Consider the following 25278-nt stretch of genomic DNA (forward strand, 5'->3'; position numbering starts at 1 on the left):
TTTATTTTAATATAAAACTATAAAGATTTCCGCCACCATGTTTGGTTTTTTCATCAGCAATATAGACTTCCGTATTGTTTTTAAAACAAATACTTTCTTTTTGAGATGAGTGCTCGAAAGATAGTTTTTCAATACTTCCAGAGAAAAAATTATCATTTTTAAAATCACGTAATACCCAGACTTTATTATGGTTTAATAGCATAATAGTTTTACCATCATCACTTATATCAGCAGCAGTTATTAAACTTTTCTTTTCTTTAAAATTGTATTCCGATACAATTTCAGCAATATGTTCTCCAGCTTTATTCGGAATTTTTAAAACCTTGAATTTTTTAGATTCTTTACTAAATACATAAAAGTGATTTTGAAATAAAAAGAAGGCCTCAAAATCTTTTGGAGACATATTCTCAGGAAGTTTAAAATGGATAACTTTTGGTATAACAGATTGAGGTGATTGCTCTTCTAATACATTGATTTTTATAATTGAAAACTGTTTTCGTTTTTTAGCATTGTTTCCAAAATCACCAATATATAGATTGCCTTTAGTATCAGATGTTAAATCTTCCCAATCTTTATTTTTAGCATTAATATTAATTTCTTTTTCAATTTTACCAATGGTATTTAAACCATATAACGTTGATGCATTACCACTATCATTTAACATCCATATTAGATCTGAATTAGAAACCGTTTCAATCCCAGAAACTTCATTTAATGTTTTAGGTAAATCTGCTACAACTGTTAAATTTCCAGTGTCGCAACTCATGGTGGCCAATAATAAAATAGACAATAACCTGTACATCATATAAAGCGCTTAATTAATGTTAAAAGTACATGATTTTTTTCATTTGAAAATTTATAAAAATAAAAGATTATATAGACTAGTAAAGCAGTTGCTGATTTGAAATAAAATTTCATATACATTTATAAATTAAATTTTGTTTCTTACAGAAGAAATTTACGATTAAAGTTAATTCTTCTCAATGTTTATGCATTGAGATTTCAATACATTTGTCATTCCTTTGAAATCAGGGATCTTATAGATGAAGCAATATAATGTTATAATTATTGGAGGAGGAGCTGCAGGTTTTTTTGCAGCAATTAATACAGCAGAATTAAATCCATTACTTAAAGTTGCTATTTTAGAACGCGGAAAAGAAGGTTTGCAGAAAGTTAAAATTTCTGGAGGAGGTCGATGTAACGTAACACATGCTGAGTTTATACCTTCAGAACTAACTCAGAACTATCCAAGAGGCGAAAAAGAATTATTAGGTCCTTTTCATACGTTTATGACTGGTGATACTATGGCTTGGTTTGAAGCGCGAGGTGTGCCATTAAAGATAGAAGAAGATGGTAGAATTTTTCCTGAATCTAATTCTTCTCAAACCATTATTGATTGTTTTTTACAAGAAGCACAAAAACATAATGTAGATGTATTATACAGTGAAAATGTAAAAACAATTAAGCCCAACACTTCAGGTTTTAATATAGAAACTACACAATCTGTTTTTAAGTCAGATAAGGTAATTATAGCAACAGGAAGTAGCCCAAAACTATGGAAATTATTAGAAACTATAGGTCATAGTATTGTGCCACCTGTACCATCTTTATTTACATTTAATTGTGATGATAAACGAATTAAAGCCATACCAGGAGTAGTTGCAAAACAAGTTACCGTAAAAGTGTTGGGCACCAATTTAATTTCTAAAGGACCATTATTAATAACACATGTAGGTTTTAGTGCACCATCTATTTTAAAGCTATCAGCTTTTGGAGCTATAGAATTAGCAAAACGCAATTATAAATTTGATATTGAAATTAATTTTATCGATCGAGATTACAAAAGTTGTTTAGATGACTTAAAAAATCATAAGCAAGAATTAGCTAAAAAAACCATTTATAAATTTCCTCAGTTTCAATTACCAAAACGTTTGTGGCAACAATTAGTTTTGGCAACAGGATTAGAAGAAGATATGCGATGGGCTGAGGTAAATAAAATAGAGATGGAGACTTTAGCAAAACAATTAACAAAGGCTGTTTTTAAGATTGATGGAAAGAGTACATTTAAAGAAGAATTTGTAACTGCTGGCGGTGTAAACTTAAAGGAGATTAATTTTAAAACGTTTGAAAGCAAGTTAATACCTAACCTGTATTTTGCAGGAGAAGTGATTAATGTAGATGCAGTGACAGGTGGATTTAATTTTCAGAATGCTTGGACAGGAGCATATATAGTAGCAAAACATATTTGTTAATTTAATATATTTTATATATATTAGTTATATAAAATCTATATAACATGGGAAAAACAAAAAAACTTATAGAATTAGACGATAGGGCTATCGCTATTTTAGAAAAACAAGCAAAACTTCAGAAACGTTCTCTTAAAAACTATATAGAATATACTTTAGAAGACGAAGCTTTGCGTTTTAGTGAACCTTCAGAAGCCTATAAAAAGATGATGGATGACATGATTAAACGCGACGAAAATGGTACTCTAGAAACAACATCATGGGAGAGTATAAAAGCGAAATATGGAAGATAGATTTGTCGAGTTTTCGAATGAAGCAGAATTAGAATTTCATAAAGTAAAATGCTATATGGATTATATCGGAAAATCTGAAGAATTTTGGAAAGAAGTCAACCAGCAAATTGAATATATTAGACAATATCCAGAAGCTTTTCAAGTTCGTTACAAAATGATAAGAATCGTATTTCTTAAAAAATTTGATTATTCAATTCATTACACAATAAAATCAAAAGGAATAGTTGTTTATAGATTTTTACAAAAATCCCAAGAGTTTTAGAAGATGGAGATATACATAGCTTTGTTAAGAGGAATAAATGTCGGTGGTCATAGAAAAATACCTATGGCAGATTTACGCGGTTTGCTTACAAAAATGGGTTTTAATAATGTGCAAACTTATATTCAAAGTGGTAATGTAATCTTTCAATCTTCTAAAGACACTAAAACGTTAGAGATAACAATTAAACAAGCAATTGCAAATCGTTTTGGGTTTGATGTGCCTGTTATAGTAAAAACGAGAGCAGATATAAAAACAATTTTTGATAATTGTCCGTTTCCTGAAACTAAAAAAACAAACAGTTATTACACATTGTTAAGTCACCAACCAGATATTGATTTAGTGAAAATAGCCTCAGAAAAAACGTACCCTAACGAAGAATACCAAATATTAAATGATTGTATTTATTTCTACGCGGAAAAAGGCTATGGAAATGCAAAGTTTAATTTGAACTGGTTTGAAAAAACGTTGAATGTAAATGCTACAGCCAGAAACTATAAAACAATGTTGAAGTTATTATCTTTGTCCGAGAATTAAAGCTATGACAGAGTCAGATTTTATCATAAAAAATTACAATGCCAATTTAGAAAAAGGTTCAGTAAAATGGGCTTCTCCAAGTAATATTGCTTTAGTGAAATATTGGGGAAAAAAGAAAAATCAAATTCCTGAAAATCCTTCAATTAGTTTTACGCTAAGTGAATGTAAAACGATTACAGAAGTTACATTTTCTAAGAAAGAGAATGCTAACTTTAGTTTTGATGTTATTTTTGAAGGTGAAAATAATGAAGCGTTTAAACCAAAAATTCAAACGTTTTTTGAGCGTATTGAAGTCTATATGCCTTTTTTAAGAGATTATCATTTTAAGATAGAGACTTCTAATACATTTCCGCACAGTTCAGGTATTGCTTCTTCAGCCTCTGGCATGAGTGCTTTGGCATTGTGCCTAATGAGTATAGAACAAGAACTCTCTTCAAGTAAAATTGAAAAACCTTATTTCAATCAAAAAGCATCATTTTTGGCACGTTTAGGTTCTGGTAGCGCATGTAGAAGTATAGAAGGTGAACTTGTGGTTTGGGGACAAAATGAAAGTACGGATAGTTCTGATTTATATGGTGTAAAGTATGAAGGTGAAATTCATTCTAATTTTAAAAACTACCAAGACACCATCTTGTTAGTTGATAAAGGAGAAAAGCAGGTGAGTAGTACAGTAGGTCATAATTTAATGTATGGACATCCATTTGCCGAAGAACGTTTTAAGCAAGCGCATACTAATCTTGATGTATTGAAAAATGCATTGACAATGGGAGATTTTAAAACATTTATAAGTGTCGTTGAAAGCGAAGCGTTAACACTTCATGCCATGATGATGACAAGTAATCCTTATTTTATTTTAATGAAACCCAATACACTACAAATTATTAATAAAATATGGGAGTATAGAAAGCAAACAGCATCTAATGTTTGCTTTACATTAGATGCTGGAGCTAATGTACATGTGCTATACCCAAAAAGCGAAACAAATAGTGTGTTACAATTTATAAAAACAGAATTGGTAGAATATTGCCAAAATCAACATTTTATTTGTGATCAAATTGGTTTTGGAGCAAACCAAATCCTATAAATAATACGTATATTTGTATAATAACTAACTGTAAATAGTTAACTGAAATAGTAGAGCAAAGTATGAAAGGACCACTTTTTTATTCAAAAATATTATTATTTGGAGAGTACGGAATAATCAAAGATTCTAAAGGCCTTTCCATTCCATATAATTCTTATAATGGCGCCTTAAAGTTAGATGAAAATGTATCAGATGAAGCCTTAAAATCTAATGAGAGTTTAAAGCGCTTTGCTGAATATCTACAAACTATCGATAAAAACTTAGTGACTTTTGATATAGAGTGCTTACTACGTGATGTTAATTCAGGGATGTATTTTGATTCTTGTATACCTCAAGGTTATGGTGTTGGTAGTAGCGGAGCTTTAGTTGCTGCTATTTATGATAAATATGCATCAAGTAAAATTACAGTTTTAGAAAATTTAACCAGAGAAAAACTACTGAAGTTAAAAGCAATTTTTTCTGAAATGGAATCGTTTTTCCATGGTAAATCTTCAGGATTAGATCCATTAAATAGTTATTTAAGTCTTCCTATTTTAATCAATTCAAAAGATAATATTGAAGCAACTGGTATTCCATCTCAAGGAACAGAAGGGAAAAGAGCTGTATTTTTATTAGATAGTGGAATTATTGGAGAAACAGCGCCAATGGTTCGTATTTTTATGGAAAACATGAAGCAAGAAGGCTTTAGAAGTATGCTTAAAGATCAGTTTATTAAACATACAGATGCTTGTGTAGAAGATTTTCTTAAAGGAGATATTAAATCGTTATTTAAAAATACAAAGCAATTATCTAAAGTGGTTTTAAATCATTTTAAACCAATGATTCCCTCGCAATTTCATGAACTTTGGAAAAACGGTATAGAAACCAATGACTATTATTTAAAGTTATGTGGCTCTGGTGGTGGAGGTTATATTTTAGGTTTTACCGAAAATATAGATAAAGCACAAGAGGCTTTAAAAAACCACAAATTAGAAGTGGTTTATAATTTTTAGCTTTAATTATTCTAAGTTCATTTTAGAATAGATTTCATTAAAATTTAGTTTATGTTATCGAGACAACAGAAACATATTGCACTAAAGTTTTTTAGTTTGTTTTCTGTCGTTAGAGGCTACAATATACTTATTGTCGTTATTGCGCAATATTTAGCTTCGGTATACATTTTTGCTCACGACATACAACTAAAATCTGTATTGTTTGATATAAACCTATTAATGCTTGTTTTGGCATCTTCGGCAACTATAGCAGCAGGTTATATTATTAATAATTTTTACGATTCTGAAAAAGATCTTATTAATAGACCAAATAAAACAATGCTAGATCGTTTGGTAAGTCAGAATACCAAGTTGTCCTTTTATTTTAGCTTAAATTTTTTAGCAGTCATTTTTGCAAGTTATGTGTCATTTAGAGCAGTGCTGTTTTTTGCAGTATATATTTTTGCGATTTGGTTGTATTCTCACAAATTGAAAAAACAACCAATAACAGGAAATTTAGTTTCTGCGATCTTAACAGTAACTCCATTTTTTGCCATCTTTATTTATTATAAAAATTTTGAAGCTGTTATTTTTATGCATGCGTTATTTTTATTTCTTCTAATTTCTATGAGAGAACTTACCAAAGATTTAGAGAATATTAAAGGAGATTTAGCACTCAATTATAGAACTATACCTGTAGTTTATGGAGTAAAACTTTCAAAATTAATGCTTGTTGTTTTAAGTTTTACAACTATAATTTCTGGTTTTATTTTAATTTTCTATTACGAGATCGGTCATATGTATTACTTCTTTTATCTCAGTGTAATGTTATTACTGATTTTTCTACTATTACTCAGTAAATCTAAAACCAAAACACAATACCTCTTACTACATAATATGCTTAAATTTATTATTGTGGCAGGAGTTTTTTCAATATTATTAATTGATATTAATCTTGTATTAAACCGAATATAATGGATACCACTTTAAAGATTGCAATGGCACAAATCTCACCTGTATGGTTAGACAAAAAAGAGACTTTAAAAAAAATTGAAAACTCAATCATTGATGCCGCAAGAGAAAATGCAGAACTCATCGTTTTTGGAGAAGCTCTATTGCCAGGTTATCCGTTTTGGTTGGCACTAACAGGAGGTGCAGAATGGAATAAAGATGTAAATAAAGACATCCATGCACATTATGTGAGTAATTCGGTTTGTATAGAAAAAGGAGATTTAACTTCGGTTTGCGAACTTGCTAAAACACATAAAATAGCTGTTTACTTAGGTATTATGGAACGTCCAACAGATCGTGGTGGTCATAGTATCTATGCTTCTTTAGTTTATATCAATGAAAATGGAGAGGTAAAATCTGTACATCGAAAATTACAGCCTACATACGACGAACGATTAACTTGGGCTCCTGGAGATGGAAACGGACTAAAAGTACATCCTTTAAAAGCATTTACGGCAGGAGGACTAAATTGTTGGGAAAACTGGATGCCATTACCAAGAACAGCGTTATATGGATTGGGAGAAAATTTGCATATTGCAGTTTGGCCAGGTAATTTGGTAAATACAAAAGATATTACACGTTTCATTGCAAGAGAATCGAGATCTTACGTTGTTTCTGTATCGAGTTTAATGACCACATCAGATTTTCCATCGCATACACCGCATTTAGATGCTATTCTTAAAAATGCTCCAGAGACATTAGCTAATGGTGGTAGTTGTATTGCTGGTCCTGATGGAGAATGGGTTGTTGAGCCTATAATTAATGAAGAAGGTTTAATATATCAGACCATAGATTTTAATAATGTATTAAGAGAACGTCAAAATTTTGATGCTGTAGGTCATTATTCTCGTCCAGATGTAACTAAACTTACTGTAAATACTGAACGTCAAAGTACCGTTGAGTTTAAATAGAAATATAATCAAATAATCCTGCAAGGTTTCTAAAACCTTGTAGGTATAGTATTTAAAAAGATTCTATACCTACAAAGTCGGTAAGACCTTGCAGGATATAAATTTACTCTAAGTTAACCGTAAATAGAGAGTGATAAACTACTGTGGAATTTAAATAGTTAATGTAAACTATTCTTCTACCTTTGCAAAAAAATAAGTGATGGCTAAGCAGCAAGGGCATAAAGGTAATGGTAAGTTGAGAAAGCAAGGAGGCGATGCACGTAAAGCACCTTTTGCAAAACGAAATACAGCTTTTAAAAAGAAATCTGCAACTAAGAAAACATCTAACTCAGATGAGATTCGTTTAAACAAGTATATAGCTAATTCTGGGATATGCTCTCGTCGAGAAGCTGATGAGAATATTGCTATAGGTTTGGTTACTGTTAATGGCAAAGTCATTACAGAAATGGGTTATAAAGTAAAACGTACAGATGAAGTCCGTTTTGATGGAGCCCGAATTATACCTGAAGCAAAAACCTATGTATTGCTTAATAAACCAAAAGGTTTTGCGACAACAACATCTGAAGGAAAAGGAAGAACAGTTATGGATTTAGTAGCTAATGCTACTACTGCTAATATAAAACCTATTGGCCGTTTAGGAAGAAACTCAACAGGGTTATTATTGTTTACTAATGATGATGATATTGTTCAAAAATTCACTAATTCTAAAAATGGTGTAGCACGATTGTTTCATGTTGAACTGGATAAGAATTTAAAGTTTGAAGACTTTAAAAAAATTAGAGATGGCTTTAAAGTAGATGGAAAGCTTATTGCTGTTGAAGAAGCGAGTTATATTGAAGGAGCTTCTAAAAATGAAATCGGAATTAAAATAAAGAACACAGGAAACACTATTCTTAGAACTATTTTTGACGAATTAAAATACGATATTTTAAAATTAGATTGTGTAACTATTGGTCATTTGACTAAAAAAGATATTCCACGAGGACATTGGAAGCATTTAACCGAGCAAGAAGTTAACACGCTTAAAATGCTTTAAATTTTACTTTTTACTTTAAAAGTATACGTTGATATTAAATCATCTTTAATATAGAGATGGACATCATAAAACCCTGTTCTTTCAAAAATATGTTCTAATGTTAATTGTTGTTCTTTAATAGAAATTGATGTCGGTTTGGTTTTTAAAGAGCCAAAACCATCATCAATTAAAAAATGCACATCATTAGCACTTAAAGAACTTTTCAATACATAATCAAAGACTATTTTTTGATTTTTAAGAATAATATTATGCATCTTCTCTGGTAAAATATGCACTTGTAAATGTTTATAAGCATTATTATAAATTAACGGAGATTCAGTAAATTCTTCAAACGAATAATCTGTATCTTCTAAGAGTAACCATTTCTTGTCTATAGGATAATGACTGATTGCAAACAGCTTTGGATCTGTTAAAAAATAACCGCTATTAAAATTAAATGTAAAGAAGTTAGTTTCAGGATCAGGTATACCACTAGCCCATGTAGCATCACAGAAATACCATTTGCCATTAAGCTTAACTACATTCCAAGAATGATTAGGAGTATCTAGTTGATCTATGGTGGTGCTGACTTTTCCATAACCGTTAACAATTCTACAGTCTAAATTAGCAACTTTGGCGAGTTCTCTAATGATGTAGGCATAACCTGTACATATGGTTTTTTTATCTTCTGTAAGCGTATTAAAAAGGGTTTTATTAAATCGTTTGTTCCAAGATTCAAGCTTTTGAGCTTTGTCTTTAAAACGTCTTCTATTATACATGTTTTTGTTATAGAGAGAATAATCATTGGCTATGTTTGTAGATACCCACATGTAGATTGCTCTAAAACGCTCAACATCTGTGGTTAGGTTTAAAGTTAGTTGTTCTACTAATTTAGGTAAGTTATCTAAACTTTTAATATCACATTCTAAAGCATTGAGATCTGCTTTTTTAAAATCTATAGATTTAAAATCAGAGATTTGTGCATCAGTCTGTAATGCAATAAGAAAAAGCAATATATGTAACACGTTTTTCATGTGTTTCTATATATTGCTTTTTTATAAGAATACGTATGGTGAGTTATATGCACCTATATTTATTGTTTTTTCTTAGTCTTAGGACGTTTAGATTTATATGGCTTTTCGGTATTTAAAGCACCAACAATTTCAATTAAATCTTCTAGCATAACTACTTTTACAGATGTTGTACTTGGTTGAATTTTAAATTCTTGTGTTTCATAACCAATAAAAGTGAAAACTAAAGTATCTCCGTTACTTAATGCTCTTGGAAATGTAAATAGACCATCTTCATTAGAAGAAGTTCCAACGTTAGTACCTTTTAATACAATCGTTACACCAGCTAATGGGCCAGCTTCATCACTAGTAGTACCTTTAATTGTTCTAGATTGTGTCGATTGTCCGTAGATAGGATTAAAAGCAATTAATGCTATCATAAATAATCCAATAAAGCCAATAACTCGGCTAGATTTTTTTTGAGCTTGTGTTACTTGTGTGTTCATAATAATATATTTTGTTTCTATCAAATCTATTAGCAAACGCATTATTTTAAAACAGAAAATGAGTTAACACTGCTTTTTAATACGTAAGATGTATGTTTCAGTGAGTTAAAGTAATAATTAAAAAATAGTTATTCAAACAAAAAGCAATACTTAACATTTAATAATTCTTATTTATAGATTTAAATAAGTCGAATTTATTAATTAATTTTTTTAGAAATTTATTTTCATTTGTATCTTAGTCATACAATTAACTAACATAATTTAAGATATGAAAGATGCTCTTAAACGCGTTATAGTAGATTTTAAAAAACTGACTCCAGAGATTTTAGCTTTACTTGTAGCTAAATACCCAGATGGTTATGATGATAACAATATCATATCATTTAAAAATGCCAAAAACGAATTAATTGAAGCCGTAGAAGTCGTTACCGAAGACACAAAGTATTTAGTAAAAATAAGCTCTAAATTAGCTGCGACAATGTCTAATTATGATGAAGATAATCATGAAGATTTCGGAATTGATGTTACAGAATCAGAACAAGCACCTGAAGCGCTTGAGGATTAAAAAGGTATTGATTCTATGAATCTTGTGTAAGTATGTTATTAGGTTCTATTTTCTAATACTCCAAATTTCATGAATGGGTTGACCTTTACTAGATAATCCTTTATGATGCCAATGTCCATCTACTAATTCAAAATTAAAAGCTAGGCTTGCACCAACTCTAGACTCGTCTCTAGAAAAGAATTCTATATGTTCTGTATAATCTCCATTCACTGTTGTGTAAGTTCCGCCTCCTGTTCCCATAAATTGTTTGGTTTCGGTATTATAGGCAATCCATTGAAATCGAGTTCCAGATAAGATTTTCATAGTTTTTCTTGGACGATTAGTATCCATCTCTTGTATTTCTCCATTACGCTTTCGTCCAGAGATTAACCAAGCACCTTGTAGTTCTCCAGGAGTACCATTATCTATTCTGGTTAGCTTTAAATCACTACCAACAACTTCAATAGTATTATCAGTAATAATAACTTTAAAACGTACTTCTGTACCAACACGCTCAGCATTATCTGTATGGAATTCTACTTTCTCAGTCATCATGTCTCCTTCTAATTTCCATGTGCCTCCATTACTATGTATAAATTTTCCTGTTTTAGCATTATAGGTGGTGAGTACCTGATAACCTTCAGAAAAAATAACAACGCTTTTTAAAGGTTCGCCCGTTTCAGAAGTATGATAGCGTTCCCAGCCACCAATAACACTTTGTGCGTTAATAGTTAAACAAGAAAGAATAAAGATGAGTAAAAAAATGACATTTTTCATAGCGTTATAATTTGGTTTAAGAGATATATTAATCACACACTAATATACTGAATTACTATGATTTTAGTTTAGAGAACCAAAAACGGGGTTTATATTTTAATCTTCTTTTTTAGAAAGACTTCCCATATAAAAGCACTAAAAACAATGATATATTCTAGAGCAATAATCCATAAGTTTTCAGAATTGCTAGAATTAGAATAGGCCAAATAACTTAAGATAATCACAACACTCCATATTAGTGGAAAACGGTAGTTAGTAAAAAGACTCAAAACTAATAACGTGGCAATATACCATGGATGCACAGTTGTGCTTAAAAACAAATAGATGCCAAAAGCTAAAACTAGTGATGAAGTCAGTGTAGTAAGTTCTTTGTTTTTTCTGAAAAATGAAAAGCTAAGAATACATATTAAGCTAATAACAGGAAGGATTTTACCTATAATAGCAATTTCATTATAACCGGTAATTGCATAGCCTATTTCCCGCGCTAAATAATAGATACTGGCATTAAATTCAAAATTACCAAACCAAAGTCCAACAGTTTTAGAGTAGTTATTTATAAATTCCATAGAGAAGAATGGAAGGAATAATGCTAATATGGTGGCACCAACTATGCTATAAAAAATAATTAAATTTAAAAGTCCACCTTTAACGGTATTACTCTTAGACAAAAACCACCAAAAGAATACAGGTAAAAACATCAGTGGTATAAGTTTTACAGATATTGAACACGCTAAAACAACAGCTGCCCATTTAAAATAACCTTTATGTAACAGATAGAGACTCCATACTAAAAAGAAAACCATAACACCTTCAAAATGAAGATTACCAGTAAGCTCTATAATTATAAAAGGATTTAAAATGTACCACCAAATTCTGCTAGATGGTAAACGTAGACGTTCTAAAAGTTTTTTTCCAAAATATAATGTACCTATATCTGCTGAAATAATAATAAGTCGCATTACAATAGCTGCACTCATAATACTTTTGCCACCAAATAAAGCGGCAATGAAAAAGCACAATTGATTTAATGGCGGATAATTGGTAAAATGACCAGAACTTAAGCTGCCCATACCATTATAAAGTTCTTGAGCTTCATGTACTGGGAATTGCCCGTTATTAATAAAAGAATCGGGTGTATAGAGATAAGGATTAAAACCTTCAAAAATCATACGACCATCCCATATAAAGCGATAAAAATCTTGAGACAGATTAGGTATAGCATTAATAAAAAGGAATCTAAAGAGTATTGCGGATAATGCTAATATGCTAAAATTAAAACCAGCTATTTTTTTTAATTGAAATGCAAATGCAAATAATGCGATATAGAGAAGTATTAATTTAGTAATATCCGTTCGGACAAGGTCATATGCAAAAGACAGATACAATACACTGCTTAATGCCATAAAAAGTAATGGCATTTTATGGTATTTCAAAAACGTAGATTCTGAAGACATAAATCAAAGGTACTATTATTTAAAGTTGATGAATTGTAGAAAACAGAAAAAGATTCAATAAATTTAATGGATATTAATCCTTGTAAATGAGTTTTTCTATTTACCATAACTTAGTCGTAAAGGCTAAAATAACTGACGTTTATAACGCAATTTCACAACCTAAGCATTTAATAAACTGGTGGCCTTTGTATTGTAAAGGAATTCCTGAAAAAGGAGAAATCTATAACTTTAATTTTACAGATACTTATAATTGGTTTGCTGAAGTAATAAGTTGTGAAACCAACAATCATATTTATTATAAGATGAAAGCATCTGACAAAGATTGGAACACAACCACGTTTGGGTTTGATTTAAAGGCAGAAAACAATACTATTACTATAGAATTTTGGCATAAGGATTGGCAAACATGTAATGCTGAATTTAAGCAATCATCTTATTGCTGGGCAATATTACTTCAAGAGTTAAAAAATTATTTAGAAAAAGGAACTGTTATTTCGTTTGAAAATCGTGAATAAGATCTAAACTTTAGAGGCTAAAGATTTAAAGAACACATAACCAAAGCCTATAAATAACATAAGGTGAAAAGGGAATAACCCAAAGTCACCACCTTGATCACCAACAATAAATGCGCTATACAAACCAAATGCAAAATAAACCATTAAAATACCTTCAACAATAACGTTAAGTGATAGTTTTTTACGTAAGTATTTATTGCCTTTCCAAGAATCTTTTAAAGTACTAATATTAAATTTTGGTGTACGTACAAACTCACTACGTTTACCAATATGTCCTTCAATAACTGCTATAGAATTATGTAGAGAAAAGCCCATAGCTATAGAGAAAAAAGTAAAAAACATGCCAATGTAGTTGAAGAATTTTTTAAAACCACTACCATAGATTTGGCGATACATAAACCAATAGCATACAAAGAATATAATAGTACTTACAACAAAGAAACTCATAAAGTAAAAGTACATTCTAAGGTGTGCGTATTCATTTTTAATATACAACATTGGAATGCTTAGAATAGCTACAGTAAATATGCTTAAAAACATAGTACTATTTAGTAAATGCAGTAGACCGTGAATTTTAGTTTTTGCAGAAATGTTTTTAGATTTTATAACTTTCCAAAGCATTTTTCTAAAATTTTCTGCACCTCCTTTATTCCAACGGAATTGTTGAGATCTTGCTGCACTAATCACTACAGGAAGTTCAGCAGGAGTTTCAACATCTTCTAGATATTTAAATTCCCAGTTTTTTAGTTGTGCTCTGTAACTTAAGTCTAAATCTTCGGTAAGCGTATCACCTTCCCAATTACCTGCATCTATTATGCATTCTTTTCTCCAAACACCAGCAGTTCCATTAAAGTTTATAAAATGGCCTTTACAGTTTCTCCCTACTTGTTCTAAAGTGAAATGCGCATCTAAAGCAAAAGCTTGTATTTTAGTTAAAAGCGAATAATTTCTATTAATATGGCCCCAACGTGTTTGTACAACACCAATTTTTTCATTTTTAAAAAATGGGATAGTGCGTTTTAACCAATTGGGTTGCGGTAAAAAATCTGCATCAAAAATAGCAATGAATTCTCCTTTTGCAATTTCTAAGCCTTCTTTTAAGGCACCAGCTTTAAAACCTGTACGATCTGTGCGAGTAATATGTGTAATATCTAATCCTGTTGCAGCAAGTTTTTTAACATGCTCACGCGTAGAATTTACAGTTTCATCTGTAGAATCGTCTAAGACTTGAATTTCTAATTTATTTTTAGGATAATCAATACGTGCTATATTCTCTAAAAGACGTTCCATAACATACATTTCATTATAGACAGGTAATTGTATGGTAACGTATGGAATTTCTTCAGGGTTAGATAGATCAAAAGTTTTACAATTTTCGGATTTCTTTTTAGAAGACAAGTAGTTGACTAACAGGTTTAACTGTGCTAATGCATACATAAAAATAAGTATGATGGCTACAGTGTAAACAATAATTATAATTGACTCAAAAATCATTTCTTAAAACTATATTTAAAAATCCATGTTAGAATTTTTACGCCTGCAAAGATAGCACCTTTTACGGTTCCTGAAACTTTTGAGACACCAATTCTATTTCTGTAATTTACAGGCACTTCAACATAACTTAATTTTTGCTTCAATGCTTTGAGTTGCATTTCTACAGTCCAACCATAAGTTTTGTCTTCCATTTTTAGATCTAAAAGGGAATTGTATTTAATAGCTCTAAACGGCCCTAAATCTGTAAATGTAGATCTAAACATTATCTTCATTAATGTAGTGGCTAACCAGTTCCCAAAGACTTGTGGTCCAGTCATAGAGCCATTTTCTCTTAATTTTTTATCTCTAGCTCCGATAACAAAATTAATATCGTCTTCAATAATAGGTTTTACTATTTTGGTTAACTCCTCTGGGTAATCGCTATAATCGCCATCTAAAAACACAATAATATCTGGCAGTTCTTTTTGTTCAGCAACGTATGTCATGCCTTTTAAACACGCAAAACCATAGCCGCGATTTGTTTCAGTTAAAACTGTTGCGCCAGCATTTTTTGCGTTAATTTCGGTATTATCATTAGAGTTATTATTAACTACAATAACTTCTTCAACAATTTTTGGAATATCATTGATGACATGTGTTATAGAATCGGCCTCATTATAAGCAGGGATGATTACTTTTATTTTGGTCATTTAAGGTCTGAGAATTTATTTTCTTTTTTAAATGTTGCGTAATCTGTCCACTCTTTTATTTTTTTGCCATTTTGGTATTTTTCTGCTTTTACTAATTTTTTGTTTTCGTAACGTAAACAATATCCGTTTTTTTGATCCCCTTTTATTTGGCATTTGTGGTTAACAATATTCATATTGTCATAAAACAACCACCAATTATCCTTAACACCATTAACAAATCGGCCTTCGCTCTGTTTAGTGCCGTTACTGTTAAACAATTTCCAATAATCTGTTTCTTTTCCTTTAGAAAATAATCCAGACTTATATAGTTTTCCGTTATCGTAATAAAATTCCCAGTACCTATTTTCTAGACCTGCTTTAAAATTCCCTTGTTTTTCTACAACACTATTTTTATAGAAGAATTTCCAAAAGCCAGTTTTTTTATTAGCATTATAATTGCCTTTAGATTTTACTTTACCATTATCATAAAAGGATACCCAATGTTCTGCTTTTTGATCAGCTTTAAAATTTCCTTTTTCTATAACAGCACCACTGGTATTATAAAACTCCCAATAGGCTTCTTTTTTATCCTTTATGAAATGCCCTTTTTTTTGTTTTTCGCCATTGTTATGATAGAAAATCCAATAGTCAATTTTTTGATTATTCTCTAACCAACCTTCGGATTTTACTTTACCATCATCGTAATATGTCCTATGGTATGTTTTCTGCCCAAATGCAGAAAAACTAAAACATAAAAATAAGATGGTTAAAAAGCGCATTCTATTTTTGATTTACTAAATCTATTAGATCTACATCGTTACCTAACAATACATCAGTAGGGTTTATACGCCCTTCTAAAGGTCCGTTTTCTAATTTTAAAACACCTCTTGGGCAAACTGCTGCACAAATGCCACAGCCTACACAACTAGAACGTATAATATTTTCACCTTTTTGTGCATAAGCACGTACATCGATACCCATTTCACAGGTATTAGAACAATTACCGCATGAGATACATTGCCCTCCATTAGTGGTTATTCTAAACTTAGAAAACATACGTTGCTGGAATCCTAGAATAGCAGCCATAGGACAACCCATTCTACACCAAGTTCTATTTCCTAAAATTGGGTAGAAACCTGTACCAATAACACCAGAAAATATTGAGCCTATATAGACTCCGTAAGTAGATCTTAGAGCACCGTTGTTAATAAAAAATACTTCATTGGTTGTCCCTGTAAGATGTAATGCTACTAATAATGCCATTACAACAAAATAACCAATAGCACCATAGCGTGCATCTTTACCTAATTCTTGTCGTTTAAAAATCATTACTACGGCAAAGACAGCAGTTAAAAATATACCTGAAAGTAATAAAAACATACCTTTAGTCAACCAATATTTATTTGGGTCATATCCTAAATATGTATAAACTAAAGCAATTGTCATTACTACAGAGAATACTAAAACAGTATGTATTAACCAACGTTCTAATTTCCAAGCAGACATTTTCTTAGAAGATAGTTGTCTGAATGAGTCTCCAGCAGTTTCGGCTAAACCACCACAACCACAAACCCAAGAACAATACCAACGTTTTCCGTATTTGTATGTTAAAAATGGAGAGATGACAAAGATTGAAACGATTCCAAAAATTAAGAATGCCATACCTATTGACCCATTATTTATAAATCCATCAATTCTATATTGATCAAAATTATAATAATTAAGCGGCCACATGTTTGCTAAATTGTTATACGGTAAATCTGAATTTAGGCGATACATAAATTCTGGAATTAAAAAAGCAAAACCTAATTGAAAAAACATCACAGAAGCCGTACGTAATTGCTGGTATCTATTATGCTTATATTTAAGCATAAATTTATAACCAAAGGCAAAAATGGCTAAAGTATATAGTACTCCATATACAAACCATTGACTTGCATCTCTACCTGCTAAAAGCTGACTCAAAGGATCAAATAAAGAGACGAGACCCGTATTTGCTCCATCTACACCTTGGCCTAAACCTAGTAATTCTGCTTTAAAATATAATACAATATAAAATGCGGTTAATAAAATGCCAGAAACCCAACCCCATACACCACGAGAAGAAATAGATTTAAACCAAAGCCCATCATTTTTAATACCTTCTAATTTGGCAAGATACATGTCTCTAGAATAGATTACGGTTCCTATAGTAATTAAACCTAAAGATGCAGTTAAAAATAAAGCTTGGTTAGGAAGATTAACATTAGCTAATGCTAATACTAGGATAAATAGACCTACAATTCCTAAGGCTAAAGCTATCTTTTGTGTATTTGATATGTCTTGTGGATCTGGTTTTGCCAAAGACATGCTATGATTTAACTTATTACTCATTATATATAATGTTATGCTGTTTGTAATTGATTTTTAAATGCGGATTGAATTTCTTTTTCAAAAGTTTTGTAAAATTCAGGATCGAAGTTTGCTTCTGCTAGATTATGAACTACATAATCAACATCTCTTTGTTCTGTTATCCATCGATCAAAAGTTTCATGTCGCATTCTAATGCCAAAAGTATTTATGCCTATAAAAGCATTTGTTGTTTGATTATAGTTAATTGTAATACACTTAGTATCATCACTATGTTTCCAATGAAAATGAGTTTCATTTTCTCTAGGTTTAGAAAAAACCCAACCATACGTTTGGTATTCTATATCTAGGAACTTAGCAGAATTAAACCAGTGACCAGGTTTGTATTCTTTAGGATTTCCACATAACGTGTGTGCTAAAGTTTCTCCCATCATACGACCTGTATACCAAACAGCTTCAATAGGCCTTCTATCTCCTATAGCTTCATGCTGTTCTGCACAATCACCAATGGCATAAATGTCTTTTATATTAGTTTCTAAAAGGCGATTAACTTTTACGCCTCTACCTGTTTCTATTTCTGAATCTTTAATAAAAGCGATATTAGGTGAAACACCAGCAGTTAAACCTACAACGTTACAAGGAATTTCTTCGCCTGTTTCTTCTATGATTATAGATTTTACTTTACCATTTTCATCAGATTTTATTTCTTTTAGATTTGTAGAGAGTCTTAAATCTATATGATGATTCTTTATATGTCTATTTATCATAGCGCTTTCACCTTCTGGTAAAACACCATTCCAAAAACTATTTTCTCTTACTAAAAAAGTTACAGGTATGTTTCTAGAGTTTAGCATTTCTGCTAATTCAATACCAATTAAACCACCACCAACAATAACAGCATGTTTACAAACTTTATTATTAGGTGCATGACGCTCAAGATTTTCTAGATCTTGTTTGTGGTACATGCCCATAACTCCGTCTAAATCTTGCCCTGGCCAACCAAATTTGTTTGGTTTACTGCCTGTAGCGATAACTAACTTATCGTATTGTAAAGTGTCACCTTCAGCAAAATGAAGTGTTTTAGATTTTGTTTCTATGTTTTTTACATATCCTTTTTTGAGCTCTATTCTGTTTTTTTTCCAAAACCAATCTTCATAAGGTTGAGTGTGTTCAAATTTCATGTGCCCCATATATACATACATAAGTGCTGTACGTGAAAAGAAATAATCGGTTTCAGCAGAAACAATAGTAATTTTTTTATCAGATAGTTTTCGGACGTGCCTTGCAACAGTTACCCCAGAAATTCCATTACCGATAATAACGATATGCTCCATATATTTTAAGTATTTAGTTGATATGTCGCCGATAAAGGTAATAACTTAAATAGAATATTTAATTTAGAAAGAATTTAAATTAAAGAGGAGTTGTAATGAATTTATAAAAGCAGAGACGTTAAAAATCTTTTGCATTTTATGTAAGTAGATGGTTTTGAGCTCGACCTAATTGCCATTACAAAGATTTAACATTTTAAAAATTATGAAAAAATATATATTAATAGTAACAGTATTAATTTCTGTAACCATACAGGCACAAGATTTAAACTCATTCTTCAGCAAGTCTGATGCTTTTTTTAAAGCTAACGTTAAAAATGGAAGAGTTGCATATTCAACAATTCATAAAAATCAAGGAGACTTAAATTCACTTTTAGAACTGGCAAAAGGTATTTCTGTGTCAGAAAGTGATGCAAATAATTATCAAGCCTTTTGGATTAACGCTTATAACCTTTCTGTAATAAAAGGTATTGTAGATAATTATCCAACAAAATCTCCATTAGACAACGCTGGTTTTTTTGATAAAACGACATACAGTTTAGGAGGAAAACAAATCACTCTAAATGATATAGAAAATAAACTACTTAGAGCAAAATTTAATGATGCACGATTCCATTTTGTTTTGGTTTGTGGTGCTGTAGGTTGTCCACCGTTAATCAGTAAAGCTTATTTACCAAATACATTAGAAGCACAATTAGAGAAACAGACTAAGATTGCATTAAATGGTACATTTTTAAAAGTAAATACAAAGAAAAAACGTGTTGAAGGCTCTGAAATATTAAAATGGTATAAAGGAGATTTTACTATGAATGGTACTAAAGAATTTGATTTTATCAATAAATATAGAACAGAAAAAATCCCAAGTGATTATAAGTTAAGCTACTTTACTTATAACTGGAGTTTAAACAAACAATAACAAAAACGAATAAAAACTAAAACAACCAAAAAATAATGAAAAAGTTAATTATAGGAATTATAGCATTAGCCATTTCTTTTACAGGATTTTCTCAAGATGATGATCAAGATGATTCAGGATCTGTAATCCAAAACCTAACACCATCTAAATTAATAGCAAAAGGGCAAATAGATGCTAAGTGGTTTAATAATTTGTTTACTCAAACTAGAATTGCAGATGGAAGCGGAGATGTATCTACAGCGCCAAGAGAAAACTTTTTTACATCAACATTAGATGTGTTTATTGGCGCTTCAGAGAATAAAAGAGTTAACTTAGGTCTTTTATTTGAATTTAGATCTAATACAATAGGCGGAAGAGGAGCTTTTGATGTTTTTCAATTTGATGGTGAATCAGGTACAGCAAGAAGTGGTCTTACAAGTATAGCGCCTAGTATTAAATTTGTGCCATTTAAAAGTGTAAGTAATTTTTCAATTCAATCGTCTATAGTTATTCCAATTATAGAGAGTGAATTTGATGATGGAGTTTTCTTTGACCAAGATGGATTTACAATTCAAAATAGATTCTTTTACGATTTACCATTAGGAAGTAGTAATGAATGGCAATTGTTTTTTGATTTAAATACAGAATATAATTTTGGTGATGAGCTTTCTTTTGGATCAGATGGTAGATCTGAAGGTAGTTTTGCTAATGAAAGCTTACGTTTAACTCCAGGAGTTTTTCTAAGTTATTTTCCAACATCAAAATTTACAGTTCAAGGATTTGTTCAACATTTTCAACTTATAGATTTAGGAAATGATTTTGAGCAAGATCTAACAGCTGTTGGTTTAGGCGCAAAATATCAAATAACAAAACAACTTAACATTGAAGTATTAGGATCTTATTTTGCAAGAGGTAATGATACAGGATTAGGTGAGTCTTATAATATAGGACTTAGATATGTTACTTCAAAATAGTTTTAATTGAATATAAGTTTAGAAACATATAAAAGCGTTTTAAAAAACGCAATGTTTTTTAGTATTCTGCTCCTGATTGAAATAATGTCGGGGCAGAATTCTAAGATTAACGGGGTTAGCTTTGTGTCTTCAAGAGTAAAAATTGATAGTACGCATACTAAACCTGTAGTTACGACATTAGGTGCCAATTATGCAACGGTTATGCCTTTTGGGTTTGTAAGCACTATAAGTACCCCAGAAATAGCATTTAATGGACGACGTCAATGGGTTGGTGAGCGAAGAGCTGGAGCAAAACAATATGCTTTAGCATTACGAGAACAGAACCTTAAGATAATGATTAAACCGCAATTATGGATTGCTCGTGGTCAGTATACCGGTTTTATAAATATGACTACTGAAGACGATTGGTCTAAGTTTGAAACTTCTTATACAGCATTTATTTTAGAGTATGCTGAATTAGCACAAGAGATCAATGCCCCATTATTTTGTATAGGTACAGAGTTAGAAAATTTTGTGAAAATGCGTCCAGCATATTGGACATCGTTAATTAAAAAAATTAAAACGATCTATAAAGGGCAACTAACTTATGCTGCTAATTGGGACGAGTTTAAGCGAACACCATTTTGGAGCGAACTCGATTATATTGGTATTGATGCTTATTTTCCAGTTAGTGAAGAGCAAACACCTACAATAGAAGCTTGTATTGAAGGATGGAAAACCCATAAAGCCGTAATAAAAGAATATGCTTTAAAATATAATAAGCCTATTTTATTTACAGAATATGGTTATAGAAGTGTAGATTTTTCAGGAAAAGAGCCTTGGAGATCAGATAGAGAATTAAATCAGGTTAATATGCAGGCTCAAGTTAACACCACAAAAGCACTTTATGAAACGTTTTGGGATGAGGATTGGTTTGCAGGCGGATTTATATGGAAATGGTTTTACAATTATTCAACAAGTGGAGGTGAGAGTAATTCTCAATTTACACCTCAGAATAAACCTGTAGAAGCTGTTATAAAACAATACTATAAACAATATTCTAAATGAAATTAGTAAAAGCATTGAGTATATTATTTTTATTGGTGTCTTGTGGATCTGATGATACGCCAGAACCTATAGAGAGTAATATTTTGTCCGAAGTTATAGAAGGCAGTGCTTTTGAAGTCGGTGCAGTTATAGCCTGTGCTGCAAGTGATGTAAATACAGTAAGTCAAGTTAATGTTTATTTCTACCCAGAAAACAATGCTACTAATTTTAAATTGTATGAAACTGTATCAGTAGATGTAAACCCAAATGATTTTTCAAATTATACATTAGTTGATATTATTGATACTTCATTTTTTAATGGATTTTTAAGGCAATATTCTAGAGTTATAGATACCGAAAAATGGCTTATTGTCACCTATAATTTAGGCGAAGACATTAAAATTTCTAATCCTATAAGAAGCAAACAATTTTCTAAAGCATCTGTTTTTAATCAAACAATTACAATAAATCAAAATACATCTACAATGCCTCTTTTTTCTTGGGAAAATGACCTTGTAGGTGATAATGCAATATACTTTCAAATTGTTTCAGATATAAATGATACAGTTTTATCAGCAACATATACATTTGAAAGTAATTTTCAATATTATAATACGTCTAACGTTGTGCTTAATGTTACAGAAGGAATTCCACCAGATTTTATGGTAAATGAAGCTTATAATTTTACATTAATGGACGTTAGCGAAGATAATTGGGTTAATGTGTTAACTCTAAACGAAAGCTTTATAGTTGAATAAGATAAAATTCAATTATAAAAAAATAAAAAATATGAAGAAGACAATATCAATACTAATTTTAATACTAGCAATAGGTTTTAATGGCTATGCCCAAGAGAAAACCATATCAAAAATAAATATTGAAGGGTTAAAAAAAACAAAAGAATCATTTTTACGTCGATTAATTAAAGTTAAAGAAGGAAGCACGTATGATTCTATAAAAATAGCAACTGATGTAGATCGTTTAAATCGAATTGCAGGCATTGCTAATGCTACTTCTAAGTTAGAAGAAAACGCGCCTTCAGAATATACATTAACATATACAATAGTAGAAAATTTCACTATTATACCAGGAGTTAGATTATCTACCGCTAATAATGATGACGATGTAGCGTTTAGGCTATCCGTATTTGAGTTTAACCTCTTTGGAAGAAATCAAATTATAGGTGGGTTTTATGCTAGAGATGTCTTTGATTCTTTTGGACTATTTTGGGAAGCACCTTTTTTGTTTTCTAATAAGTTTGGATTTGGTATAAATTATCAAGATAATATAACATTTGAACCGATCTTTATTAATGATGATTTAGATAATGGAAATGACTATAGATTTCAAAATAAAACATTTCAAGCCTTTTTAAGCTACGAGTTTAATTTTCATAACAGAGCTGAATTAGGATTTTTAATAGGTGATCAATCCTACGATTTACAAGAAGATCAAATTGATATTCCAGAATTACCAAATCAATTAGAAGCAACTAATTTTAGTATAACAGGTGAGTATGAGTATAATGACTTAGATATTTTTTATCAATACACATCAGGGTATAGAAACCAAAGTAATATTCAGTATGTTTTCAATTCTGGAGGCGAAGGTTTTTTAGAAGATGCCATAGTATTAACAAACGATTTAGAATATTTTAAACGTGTAGGTAAACGAGGAAACTGGGCTAATAGATTGCGTTTGTCATTTACCTCAAATGATGATTCTCCTTTTGCACCTTTCTCGTTAGATAACCAAGTTAATATTAGAGGTGTTGGTAATAAGGTCGATCGTGGTACAGCTTCAATTGTAATAAATACAGAGTATAGACATACGCTTTACGAAAAAGATTGGTTTGTTATACAGAGTAATACATTTATAGATACAGGTACCTGGCGTACACCTGGTAATGATTTTAGTCAATTGTTTGATGGAGATGCAATACGTTTCTTTCCGGGAGTAGGAATTCGATTTATTCATAAACGTATTTTTAATGCAGTAATTCGTTTAGACTATGGCTTTGGAATAGGCAATGACTCTACTAATGGACTAGTTTTTGGAATAGGTCAGTTTTTCTAATAAAAATCTTACATTTACAGCACGGATATGAATGATTGTGTATAAATGTTAAAAAAGCTTCTTTTATTTTTATTATGTATAACATGTTTCTTCGGTTATACACAAGAAGAAGCTACAGTTGCAGATTTTACGATTAGAGGAAACAAAAGACTTAAAACGTCTTTTATTAGATTATTAAGCGAAACTAAAATTGGAGCAAAATTAGACTCTGCAAGTTTAGAGCAAGATATAATTCGTTTAAAACGTTTACCTGCAGTTTCTCATGCATATTACTTAGTATACTACTCTCATGAAAACAAATACAATGTTTTCTTTGATATTGAAGAGAATTTTACATTAAACCCGCAATTAAATGTTTATACGACTAATGATGATGAATTTGCTTTTAGAGCAGGATTGTATGAGTTTAATACTTTAGGCCGTAATATTACATTTGGAGGGTTTTTTCAACACGATATTTTTGATTCATTCGGCATTAATTTTAGAGCTCCTTTTTTGTTTAGTAATAAAATAGGATTGGCTTTAAACTATCAAGACCTGACAACTCAAGAACCTGTTTTTTTAGATAGTGGTAGTGCAGATTATAAATACAATAATACGTCTTTTGAAGTTTTAGGATTGTATACCTTTAATTTTCATCATCGTATTGAAGCAGGAGTTACTTTCTTTAACGAGGATTATAAATTTATATCGGGAGCAACTGAAGCCTCAATACCTTTAGATTTTGCCTTAGATAAAATGCTTCTTAAACTAGTTTATGAGTATAATAACCTTGATTATTATTACCAATATGTAGAAGGCTATAAGAGTACACTTAATACGCAGTATGTAACTGTAACTAGTGGGCAAGAAAATGGTAGTGTACTTCCAGATTTCTTTATTTTTTGGAATGATTTTTTATATTTTCAAAGAATAGGGGAAAAGGGAAATTGGGCAAATCGTTTACGAATAGGTTTAGCCTCCAACCCTAACTCTCCTTTTGCGCCATTTTCTGTGGATAACAATCTTAATGTAAGAGGAGTCGGTAATACTATTGATAGAGGTACAGGTGTTATTCTTTTAAATACAGAATATCGACATACTTTAGCAGATAACGACTGGTTTGTTATGCAGAGCAATGTGTTTGTAGATGGAGGCAGTTGGCGAAATCCTGGCGGTGATTTTGGTGATTTTGGTGATTCTCAGAACATACGTATCTATCCAGGAGTAGGTTTGCGTTTTATTCATAAAAAAATATTTAATGCTACGTTTAGAATCGATTATGGTTATGGTGTAACACGAGACTCTACAAATGGATTTGTCTTTGGTATTGGACAGTATTTTTAATTA

General features: G+C 30.8%; 27 protein-coding genes. 17 read left to right on the plus strand and 10 right to left on the minus strand.

Translation table 11 applies throughout. The features are described from left to right. Window position 1: 1 nt before the first annotated feature. A complete protein-coding gene (locus tag K8Z87_RS00800; RefSeq protein ID WP_227475529.1) occupies window positions 2-766 on the minus strand; it encodes a hypothetical protein in 765 nt (254 codons plus the stop codon). Window positions 767-1043: 277 nt separating this feature from the next. Between K8Z87_RS00800 and K8Z87_RS00805 the strand changes: the two genes are divergently transcribed. From K8Z87_RS00805 to K8Z87_RS00845, 9 genes are all read left to right on the plus strand, one after another. Next, window positions 1044-2252, plus strand: a complete 1209-nt coding sequence (locus K8Z87_RS00805) for a BaiN/RdsA family NAD(P)/FAD-dependent oxidoreductase (protein ID WP_227475530.1) — start codon at window positions 1044-1046, stop codon at window positions 2250-2252. Window positions 2253-2296: 44 nt separating this feature from the next. Next, window positions 2297-2542 (plus strand): hypothetical protein, encoded by a 246-nt coding sequence (locus K8Z87_RS00810; RefSeq protein ID WP_227475531.1) that lies wholly within the window; start codon window positions 2297-2299, stop codon window positions 2540-2542. Next, window positions 2532-2804, plus strand: coding sequence for a hypothetical protein (locus K8Z87_RS00815; RefSeq protein WP_227475532.1), 273 nt, complete (start codon window positions 2532-2534; stop codon window positions 2802-2804). The genes K8Z87_RS00810 and K8Z87_RS00815 overlap by 11 nt, the downstream gene beginning before the upstream one ends. Before the next feature lie 3 nt (window positions 2805-2807). Next, complete coding sequence (locus K8Z87_RS00820) at window positions 2808-3338, plus strand: DUF1697 domain-containing protein (protein WP_227475533.1); 531 nt, start codon at window positions 2808-2810, stop codon at window positions 3336-3338. Between the two features lie 4 nt (window positions 3339-3342). After that, complete coding sequence (gene mvaD / locus K8Z87_RS00825; RefSeq protein ID WP_227475534.1) at window positions 3343-4422, plus strand: diphosphomevalonate decarboxylase; 1080 nt, start codon at window positions 3343-3345, stop codon at window positions 4420-4422. 62 nt (window positions 4423-4484) lie between these two features. Then, entirely contained in the window at window positions 4485-5414 is a 930-nt protein-coding gene (locus K8Z87_RS00830) for a mevalonate kinase family protein (RefSeq protein ID WP_227475535.1), read from the plus strand. 51 nt (window positions 5415-5465) lie between these two features. Next, window positions 5466-6368 carry a geranylgeranylglycerol-phosphate geranylgeranyltransferase gene (locus tag K8Z87_RS00835; protein WP_227475536.1) on the plus strand — a complete coding sequence of 301 codons (903 nt, stop codon included), beginning with the start codon at window positions 5466-5468 and terminating at the stop codon, window positions 6366-6368. Further along, window positions 6368-7315: a carbon-nitrogen hydrolase family protein gene (locus K8Z87_RS00840; RefSeq protein ID WP_227475537.1), complete on the plus strand. Its 948-nt coding sequence runs from the start codon at window positions 6368-6370 to the stop codon at window positions 7313-7315. Before K8Z87_RS00835 ends, K8Z87_RS00840 begins: the two co-directional genes overlap by 1 nt. Before the next feature lie 199 nt (window positions 7316-7514). Next, window positions 7515-8351, plus strand: a complete 837-nt coding sequence (locus tag K8Z87_RS00845) for a pseudouridine synthase (RefSeq protein ID WP_227475538.1) — start codon at window positions 7515-7517, stop codon at window positions 8349-8351. Here the strand turns inward: K8Z87_RS00845 and K8Z87_RS00850 are convergent. After that, window positions 8348-9364, minus strand: a complete 1017-nt coding sequence (locus tag K8Z87_RS00850; protein ID WP_227475539.1) for a transglutaminase domain-containing protein — start codon at window positions 9362-9364, stop codon at window positions 8348-8350. The genes K8Z87_RS00845 and K8Z87_RS00850 overlap by 4 nt on opposite strands. A gap of 59 nt (window positions 9365-9423) precedes the next feature. Beyond that, window positions 9424-9846, minus strand: a complete 423-nt coding sequence (locus tag K8Z87_RS00855) for a carboxypeptidase-like regulatory domain-containing protein (protein WP_227475540.1) — start codon at window positions 9844-9846, stop codon at window positions 9424-9426. Between the two features lie 268 nt (window positions 9847-10114). On the opposite strand from K8Z87_RS00855, the gene K8Z87_RS00860 reads away from it, so the two are divergent. Beyond that, a complete protein-coding gene (locus tag K8Z87_RS00860; protein WP_227475541.1) occupies window positions 10115-10411 on the plus strand; it encodes a hypothetical protein in 297 nt (98 codons plus the stop codon). Window positions 10412-10456: 45 nt separating this feature from the next. On the opposite strand, the gene K8Z87_RS00865 is transcribed toward K8Z87_RS00860, so the two are convergent. Together K8Z87_RS00865 and K8Z87_RS00870 are read right to left on the minus strand one after the other, a co-directional pair. Next, window positions 10457-11167, minus strand: coding sequence for a membrane or secreted protein (locus K8Z87_RS00865; RefSeq protein ID WP_227475542.1), 711 nt, complete (start codon window positions 11165-11167; stop codon window positions 10457-10459). Window positions 11168-11256: 89 nt separating this feature from the next. Continuing rightward, a complete protein-coding gene (locus tag K8Z87_RS00870) occupies window positions 11257-12621 on the minus strand; it encodes a glycosyltransferase family 58 protein (RefSeq protein ID WP_227475543.1) in 1365 nt (454 codons plus the stop codon). 86 nt (window positions 12622-12707) lie between these two features. Between K8Z87_RS00870 and K8Z87_RS00875 the strand changes: the two genes are divergently transcribed. Further along, window positions 12708-13136: an SRPBCC family protein gene (locus tag K8Z87_RS00875; RefSeq protein ID WP_227475544.1), complete on the plus strand. Its 429-nt coding sequence runs from the start codon at window positions 12708-12710 to the stop codon at window positions 13134-13136. 3 nt (window positions 13137-13139) lie between these two features. Here K8Z87_RS00875 and K8Z87_RS00880 read toward each other — a convergent pair whose 3' ends face one another. The 5 genes from K8Z87_RS00880 to K8Z87_RS00900 are packed head-to-tail and all read right to left on the minus strand — an operon-like array spanning window position 13140 to window position 18981. Next, window positions 13140-14630, minus strand: coding sequence for a cellulose synthase family protein (locus K8Z87_RS00880; RefSeq protein ID WP_227475545.1), 1491 nt, complete (start codon window positions 14628-14630; stop codon window positions 13140-13142). After that, complete coding sequence (locus K8Z87_RS00885; protein ID WP_227475546.1) at window positions 14627-15319, minus strand: glycosyltransferase family 2 protein; 693 nt, start codon at window positions 15317-15319, stop codon at window positions 14627-14629. The genes K8Z87_RS00880 and K8Z87_RS00885 overlap by 4 nt, the downstream gene beginning before the upstream one ends. Beyond that, window positions 15316-16077: a toxin-antitoxin system YwqK family antitoxin gene (locus K8Z87_RS00890; protein ID WP_227475547.1), complete on the minus strand. Its 762-nt coding sequence runs from the start codon at window positions 16075-16077 to the stop codon at window positions 15316-15318. The genes K8Z87_RS00885 and K8Z87_RS00890 overlap by 4 nt, the downstream gene beginning before the upstream one ends. Before the next feature lies 1 nt (window position 16078). Further along, window positions 16079-17671 carry a 4Fe-4S binding protein gene (locus K8Z87_RS00895; RefSeq protein WP_227475549.1) on the minus strand — a complete coding sequence of 531 codons (1593 nt, stop codon included), beginning with the start codon at window positions 17669-17671 and terminating at the stop codon, window positions 16079-16081. An 11-nt stretch (window positions 17672-17682) separates the two neighbouring features. Continuing rightward, complete coding sequence (locus tag K8Z87_RS00900) at window positions 17683-18981, minus strand: NAD(P)/FAD-dependent oxidoreductase (RefSeq protein WP_227475551.1); 1299 nt, start codon at window positions 18979-18981, stop codon at window positions 17683-17685. 202 nt (window positions 18982-19183) lie between these two features. Here K8Z87_RS00900 and K8Z87_RS00905 point away from each other — a divergent pair, with 202 nt between their 5' ends. The 6 genes from K8Z87_RS00905 (at window position 19184) to K8Z87_RS00930 (ending at window position 25275) form a co-directional block, all read left to right on the plus strand. Then, window positions 19184-19894 (plus strand): DUF547 domain-containing protein, encoded by a 711-nt coding sequence (locus K8Z87_RS00905; protein ID WP_227475552.1) that lies wholly within the window; start codon window positions 19184-19186, stop codon window positions 19892-19894. A 35-nt stretch (window positions 19895-19929) separates the two neighbouring features. Further along, window positions 19930-20847: a hypothetical protein gene (locus K8Z87_RS00910; RefSeq protein ID WP_227475553.1), complete on the plus strand. Its 918-nt coding sequence runs from the start codon at window positions 19930-19932 to the stop codon at window positions 20845-20847. An 84-nt stretch (window positions 20848-20931) separates the two neighbouring features. Then, window positions 20932-21894 carry a glycoside hydrolase family 113 gene (locus K8Z87_RS00915; protein WP_227475554.1) on the plus strand — a complete coding sequence of 321 codons (963 nt, stop codon included), beginning with the start codon at window positions 20932-20934 and terminating at the stop codon, window positions 21892-21894. Next, a complete protein-coding gene (locus K8Z87_RS00920) occupies window positions 21891-22631 on the plus strand; it encodes a hypothetical protein (RefSeq protein ID WP_227475555.1) in 741 nt (246 codons plus the stop codon). The genes K8Z87_RS00915 and K8Z87_RS00920 overlap by 4 nt, the downstream gene beginning before the upstream one ends. Before the next feature lie 31 nt (window positions 22632-22662). Next, window positions 22663-23949, plus strand: a complete 1287-nt coding sequence (locus K8Z87_RS00925; RefSeq protein ID WP_227475556.1) for a POTRA domain-containing protein — start codon at window positions 22663-22665, stop codon at window positions 23947-23949. A gap of 45 nt (window positions 23950-23994) precedes the next feature. Then, window positions 23995-25275, plus strand: a complete 1281-nt coding sequence (locus tag K8Z87_RS00930; RefSeq protein WP_227475557.1) for a BamA/TamA family outer membrane protein — start codon at window positions 23995-23997, stop codon at window positions 25273-25275. Window positions 25276-25278: the final 3 nt, after the last annotated feature.

Source organism: Winogradskyella immobilis (genome assembly GCF_021887715.1).
Taxonomy (GTDB): Bacteria; Bacteroidota; Bacteroidia; order Flavobacteriales; family Flavobacteriaceae; genus Winogradskyella; species Winogradskyella immobilis.

Bases quoted from the DNA above. Each gene is read 5' to 3' on its own strand.
- K8Z87_RS00800 (WP_227475529.1), bottom strand. From the start codon at position 766: ATGAGTTGCGACACTGGAAATTTAACAGTTGTAGCAGATTTACCTAAA.
- K8Z87_RS00805 (WP_227475530.1), top strand. From the start codon at position 1,044: ATGAAGCAATATAATGTTATAATTATTGGAGGAGGAGCTGCAGGTTTT.
- K8Z87_RS00810 (WP_227475531.1), top strand. From the start codon at position 2,297: ATGGGAAAAACAAAAAAACTTATAGAATTAGACGATAGGGCTATCGCT.
- K8Z87_RS00815 (WP_227475532.1), top strand. From the start codon at position 2,532: ATGGAAGATAGATTTGTCGAGTTTTCGAATGAAGCAGAATTAGAATTT.
- K8Z87_RS00820 (WP_227475533.1), top strand. From the start codon at position 2,808: ATGGAGATATACATAGCTTTGTTAAGAGGAATAAATGTCGGTGGTCAT.
- mvaD (WP_227475534.1), top strand. From the start codon at position 3,343: ATGACAGAGTCAGATTTTATCATAAAAAATTACAATGCCAATTTAGAA.
- K8Z87_RS00830 (WP_227475535.1), top strand. From the start codon at position 4,485: ATGAAAGGACCACTTTTTTATTCAAAAATATTATTATTTGGAGAGTAC.
- K8Z87_RS00835 (WP_227475536.1), top strand. From the start codon at position 5,466: ATGTTATCGAGACAACAGAAACATATTGCACTAAAGTTTTTTAGTTTG.
- K8Z87_RS00840 (WP_227475537.1), top strand. From the start codon at position 6,368: ATGGATACCACTTTAAAGATTGCAATGGCACAAATCTCACCTGTATGG.
- K8Z87_RS00845 (WP_227475538.1), top strand. From the start codon at position 7,515: ATGGCTAAGCAGCAAGGGCATAAAGGTAATGGTAAGTTGAGAAAGCAA.
- K8Z87_RS00850 (WP_227475539.1), bottom strand. From the start codon at position 9,364: ATGAAAAACGTGTTACATATATTGCTTTTTCTTATTGCATTACAGACT.
- K8Z87_RS00855 (WP_227475540.1), bottom strand. From the start codon at position 9,846: ATGAACACACAAGTAACACAAGCTCAAAAAAAATCTAGCCGAGTTATT.
- K8Z87_RS00860 (WP_227475541.1), top strand. From the start codon at position 10,115: ATGAAAGATGCTCTTAAACGCGTTATAGTAGATTTTAAAAAACTGACT.
- K8Z87_RS00865 (WP_227475542.1), bottom strand. From the start codon at position 11,167: ATGAAAAATGTCATTTTTTTACTCATCTTTATTCTTTCTTGTTTAACT.
- K8Z87_RS00870 (WP_227475543.1), bottom strand. From the start codon at position 12,621: ATGTCTTCAGAATCTACGTTTTTGAAATACCATAAAATGCCATTACTT.
- K8Z87_RS00875 (WP_227475544.1), top strand. From the start codon at position 12,708: ATGAGTTTTTCTATTTACCATAACTTAGTCGTAAAGGCTAAAATAACT.
- K8Z87_RS00880 (WP_227475545.1), bottom strand. From the start codon at position 14,630: ATGATTTTTGAGTCAATTATAATTATTGTTTACACTGTAGCCATCATA.
- K8Z87_RS00885 (WP_227475546.1), bottom strand. From the start codon at position 15,319: ATGACCAAAATAAAAGTAATCATCCCTGCTTATAATGAGGCCGATTCT.
- K8Z87_RS00890 (WP_227475547.1), bottom strand. From the start codon at position 16,077: ATGCGCTTTTTAACCATCTTATTTTTATGTTTTAGTTTTTCTGCATTT.
- K8Z87_RS00895 (WP_227475549.1), bottom strand. From the start codon at position 17,671: ATGAGTAATAAGTTAAATCATAGCATGTCTTTGGCAAAACCAGATCCA.
- K8Z87_RS00900 (WP_227475551.1), bottom strand. From the start codon at position 18,981: ATGGAGCATATCGTTATTATCGGTAATGGAATTTCTGGGGTAACTGTT.
- K8Z87_RS00905 (WP_227475552.1), top strand. From the start codon at position 19,184: ATGAAAAAATATATATTAATAGTAACAGTATTAATTTCTGTAACCATA.
- K8Z87_RS00910 (WP_227475553.1), top strand. From the start codon at position 19,930: ATGAAAAAGTTAATTATAGGAATTATAGCATTAGCCATTTCTTTTACA.
- K8Z87_RS00915 (WP_227475554.1), top strand. From the start codon at position 20,932: ATGTCGGGGCAGAATTCTAAGATTAACGGGGTTAGCTTTGTGTCTTCA.
- K8Z87_RS00920 (WP_227475555.1), top strand. From the start codon at position 21,891: ATGAAATTAGTAAAAGCATTGAGTATATTATTTTTATTGGTGTCTTGT.
- K8Z87_RS00925 (WP_227475556.1), top strand. From the start codon at position 22,663: ATGAAGAAGACAATATCAATACTAATTTTAATACTAGCAATAGGTTTT.
- K8Z87_RS00930 (WP_227475557.1), top strand. From the start codon at position 23,995: ATGTTAAAAAAGCTTCTTTTATTTTTATTATGTATAACATGTTTCTTC.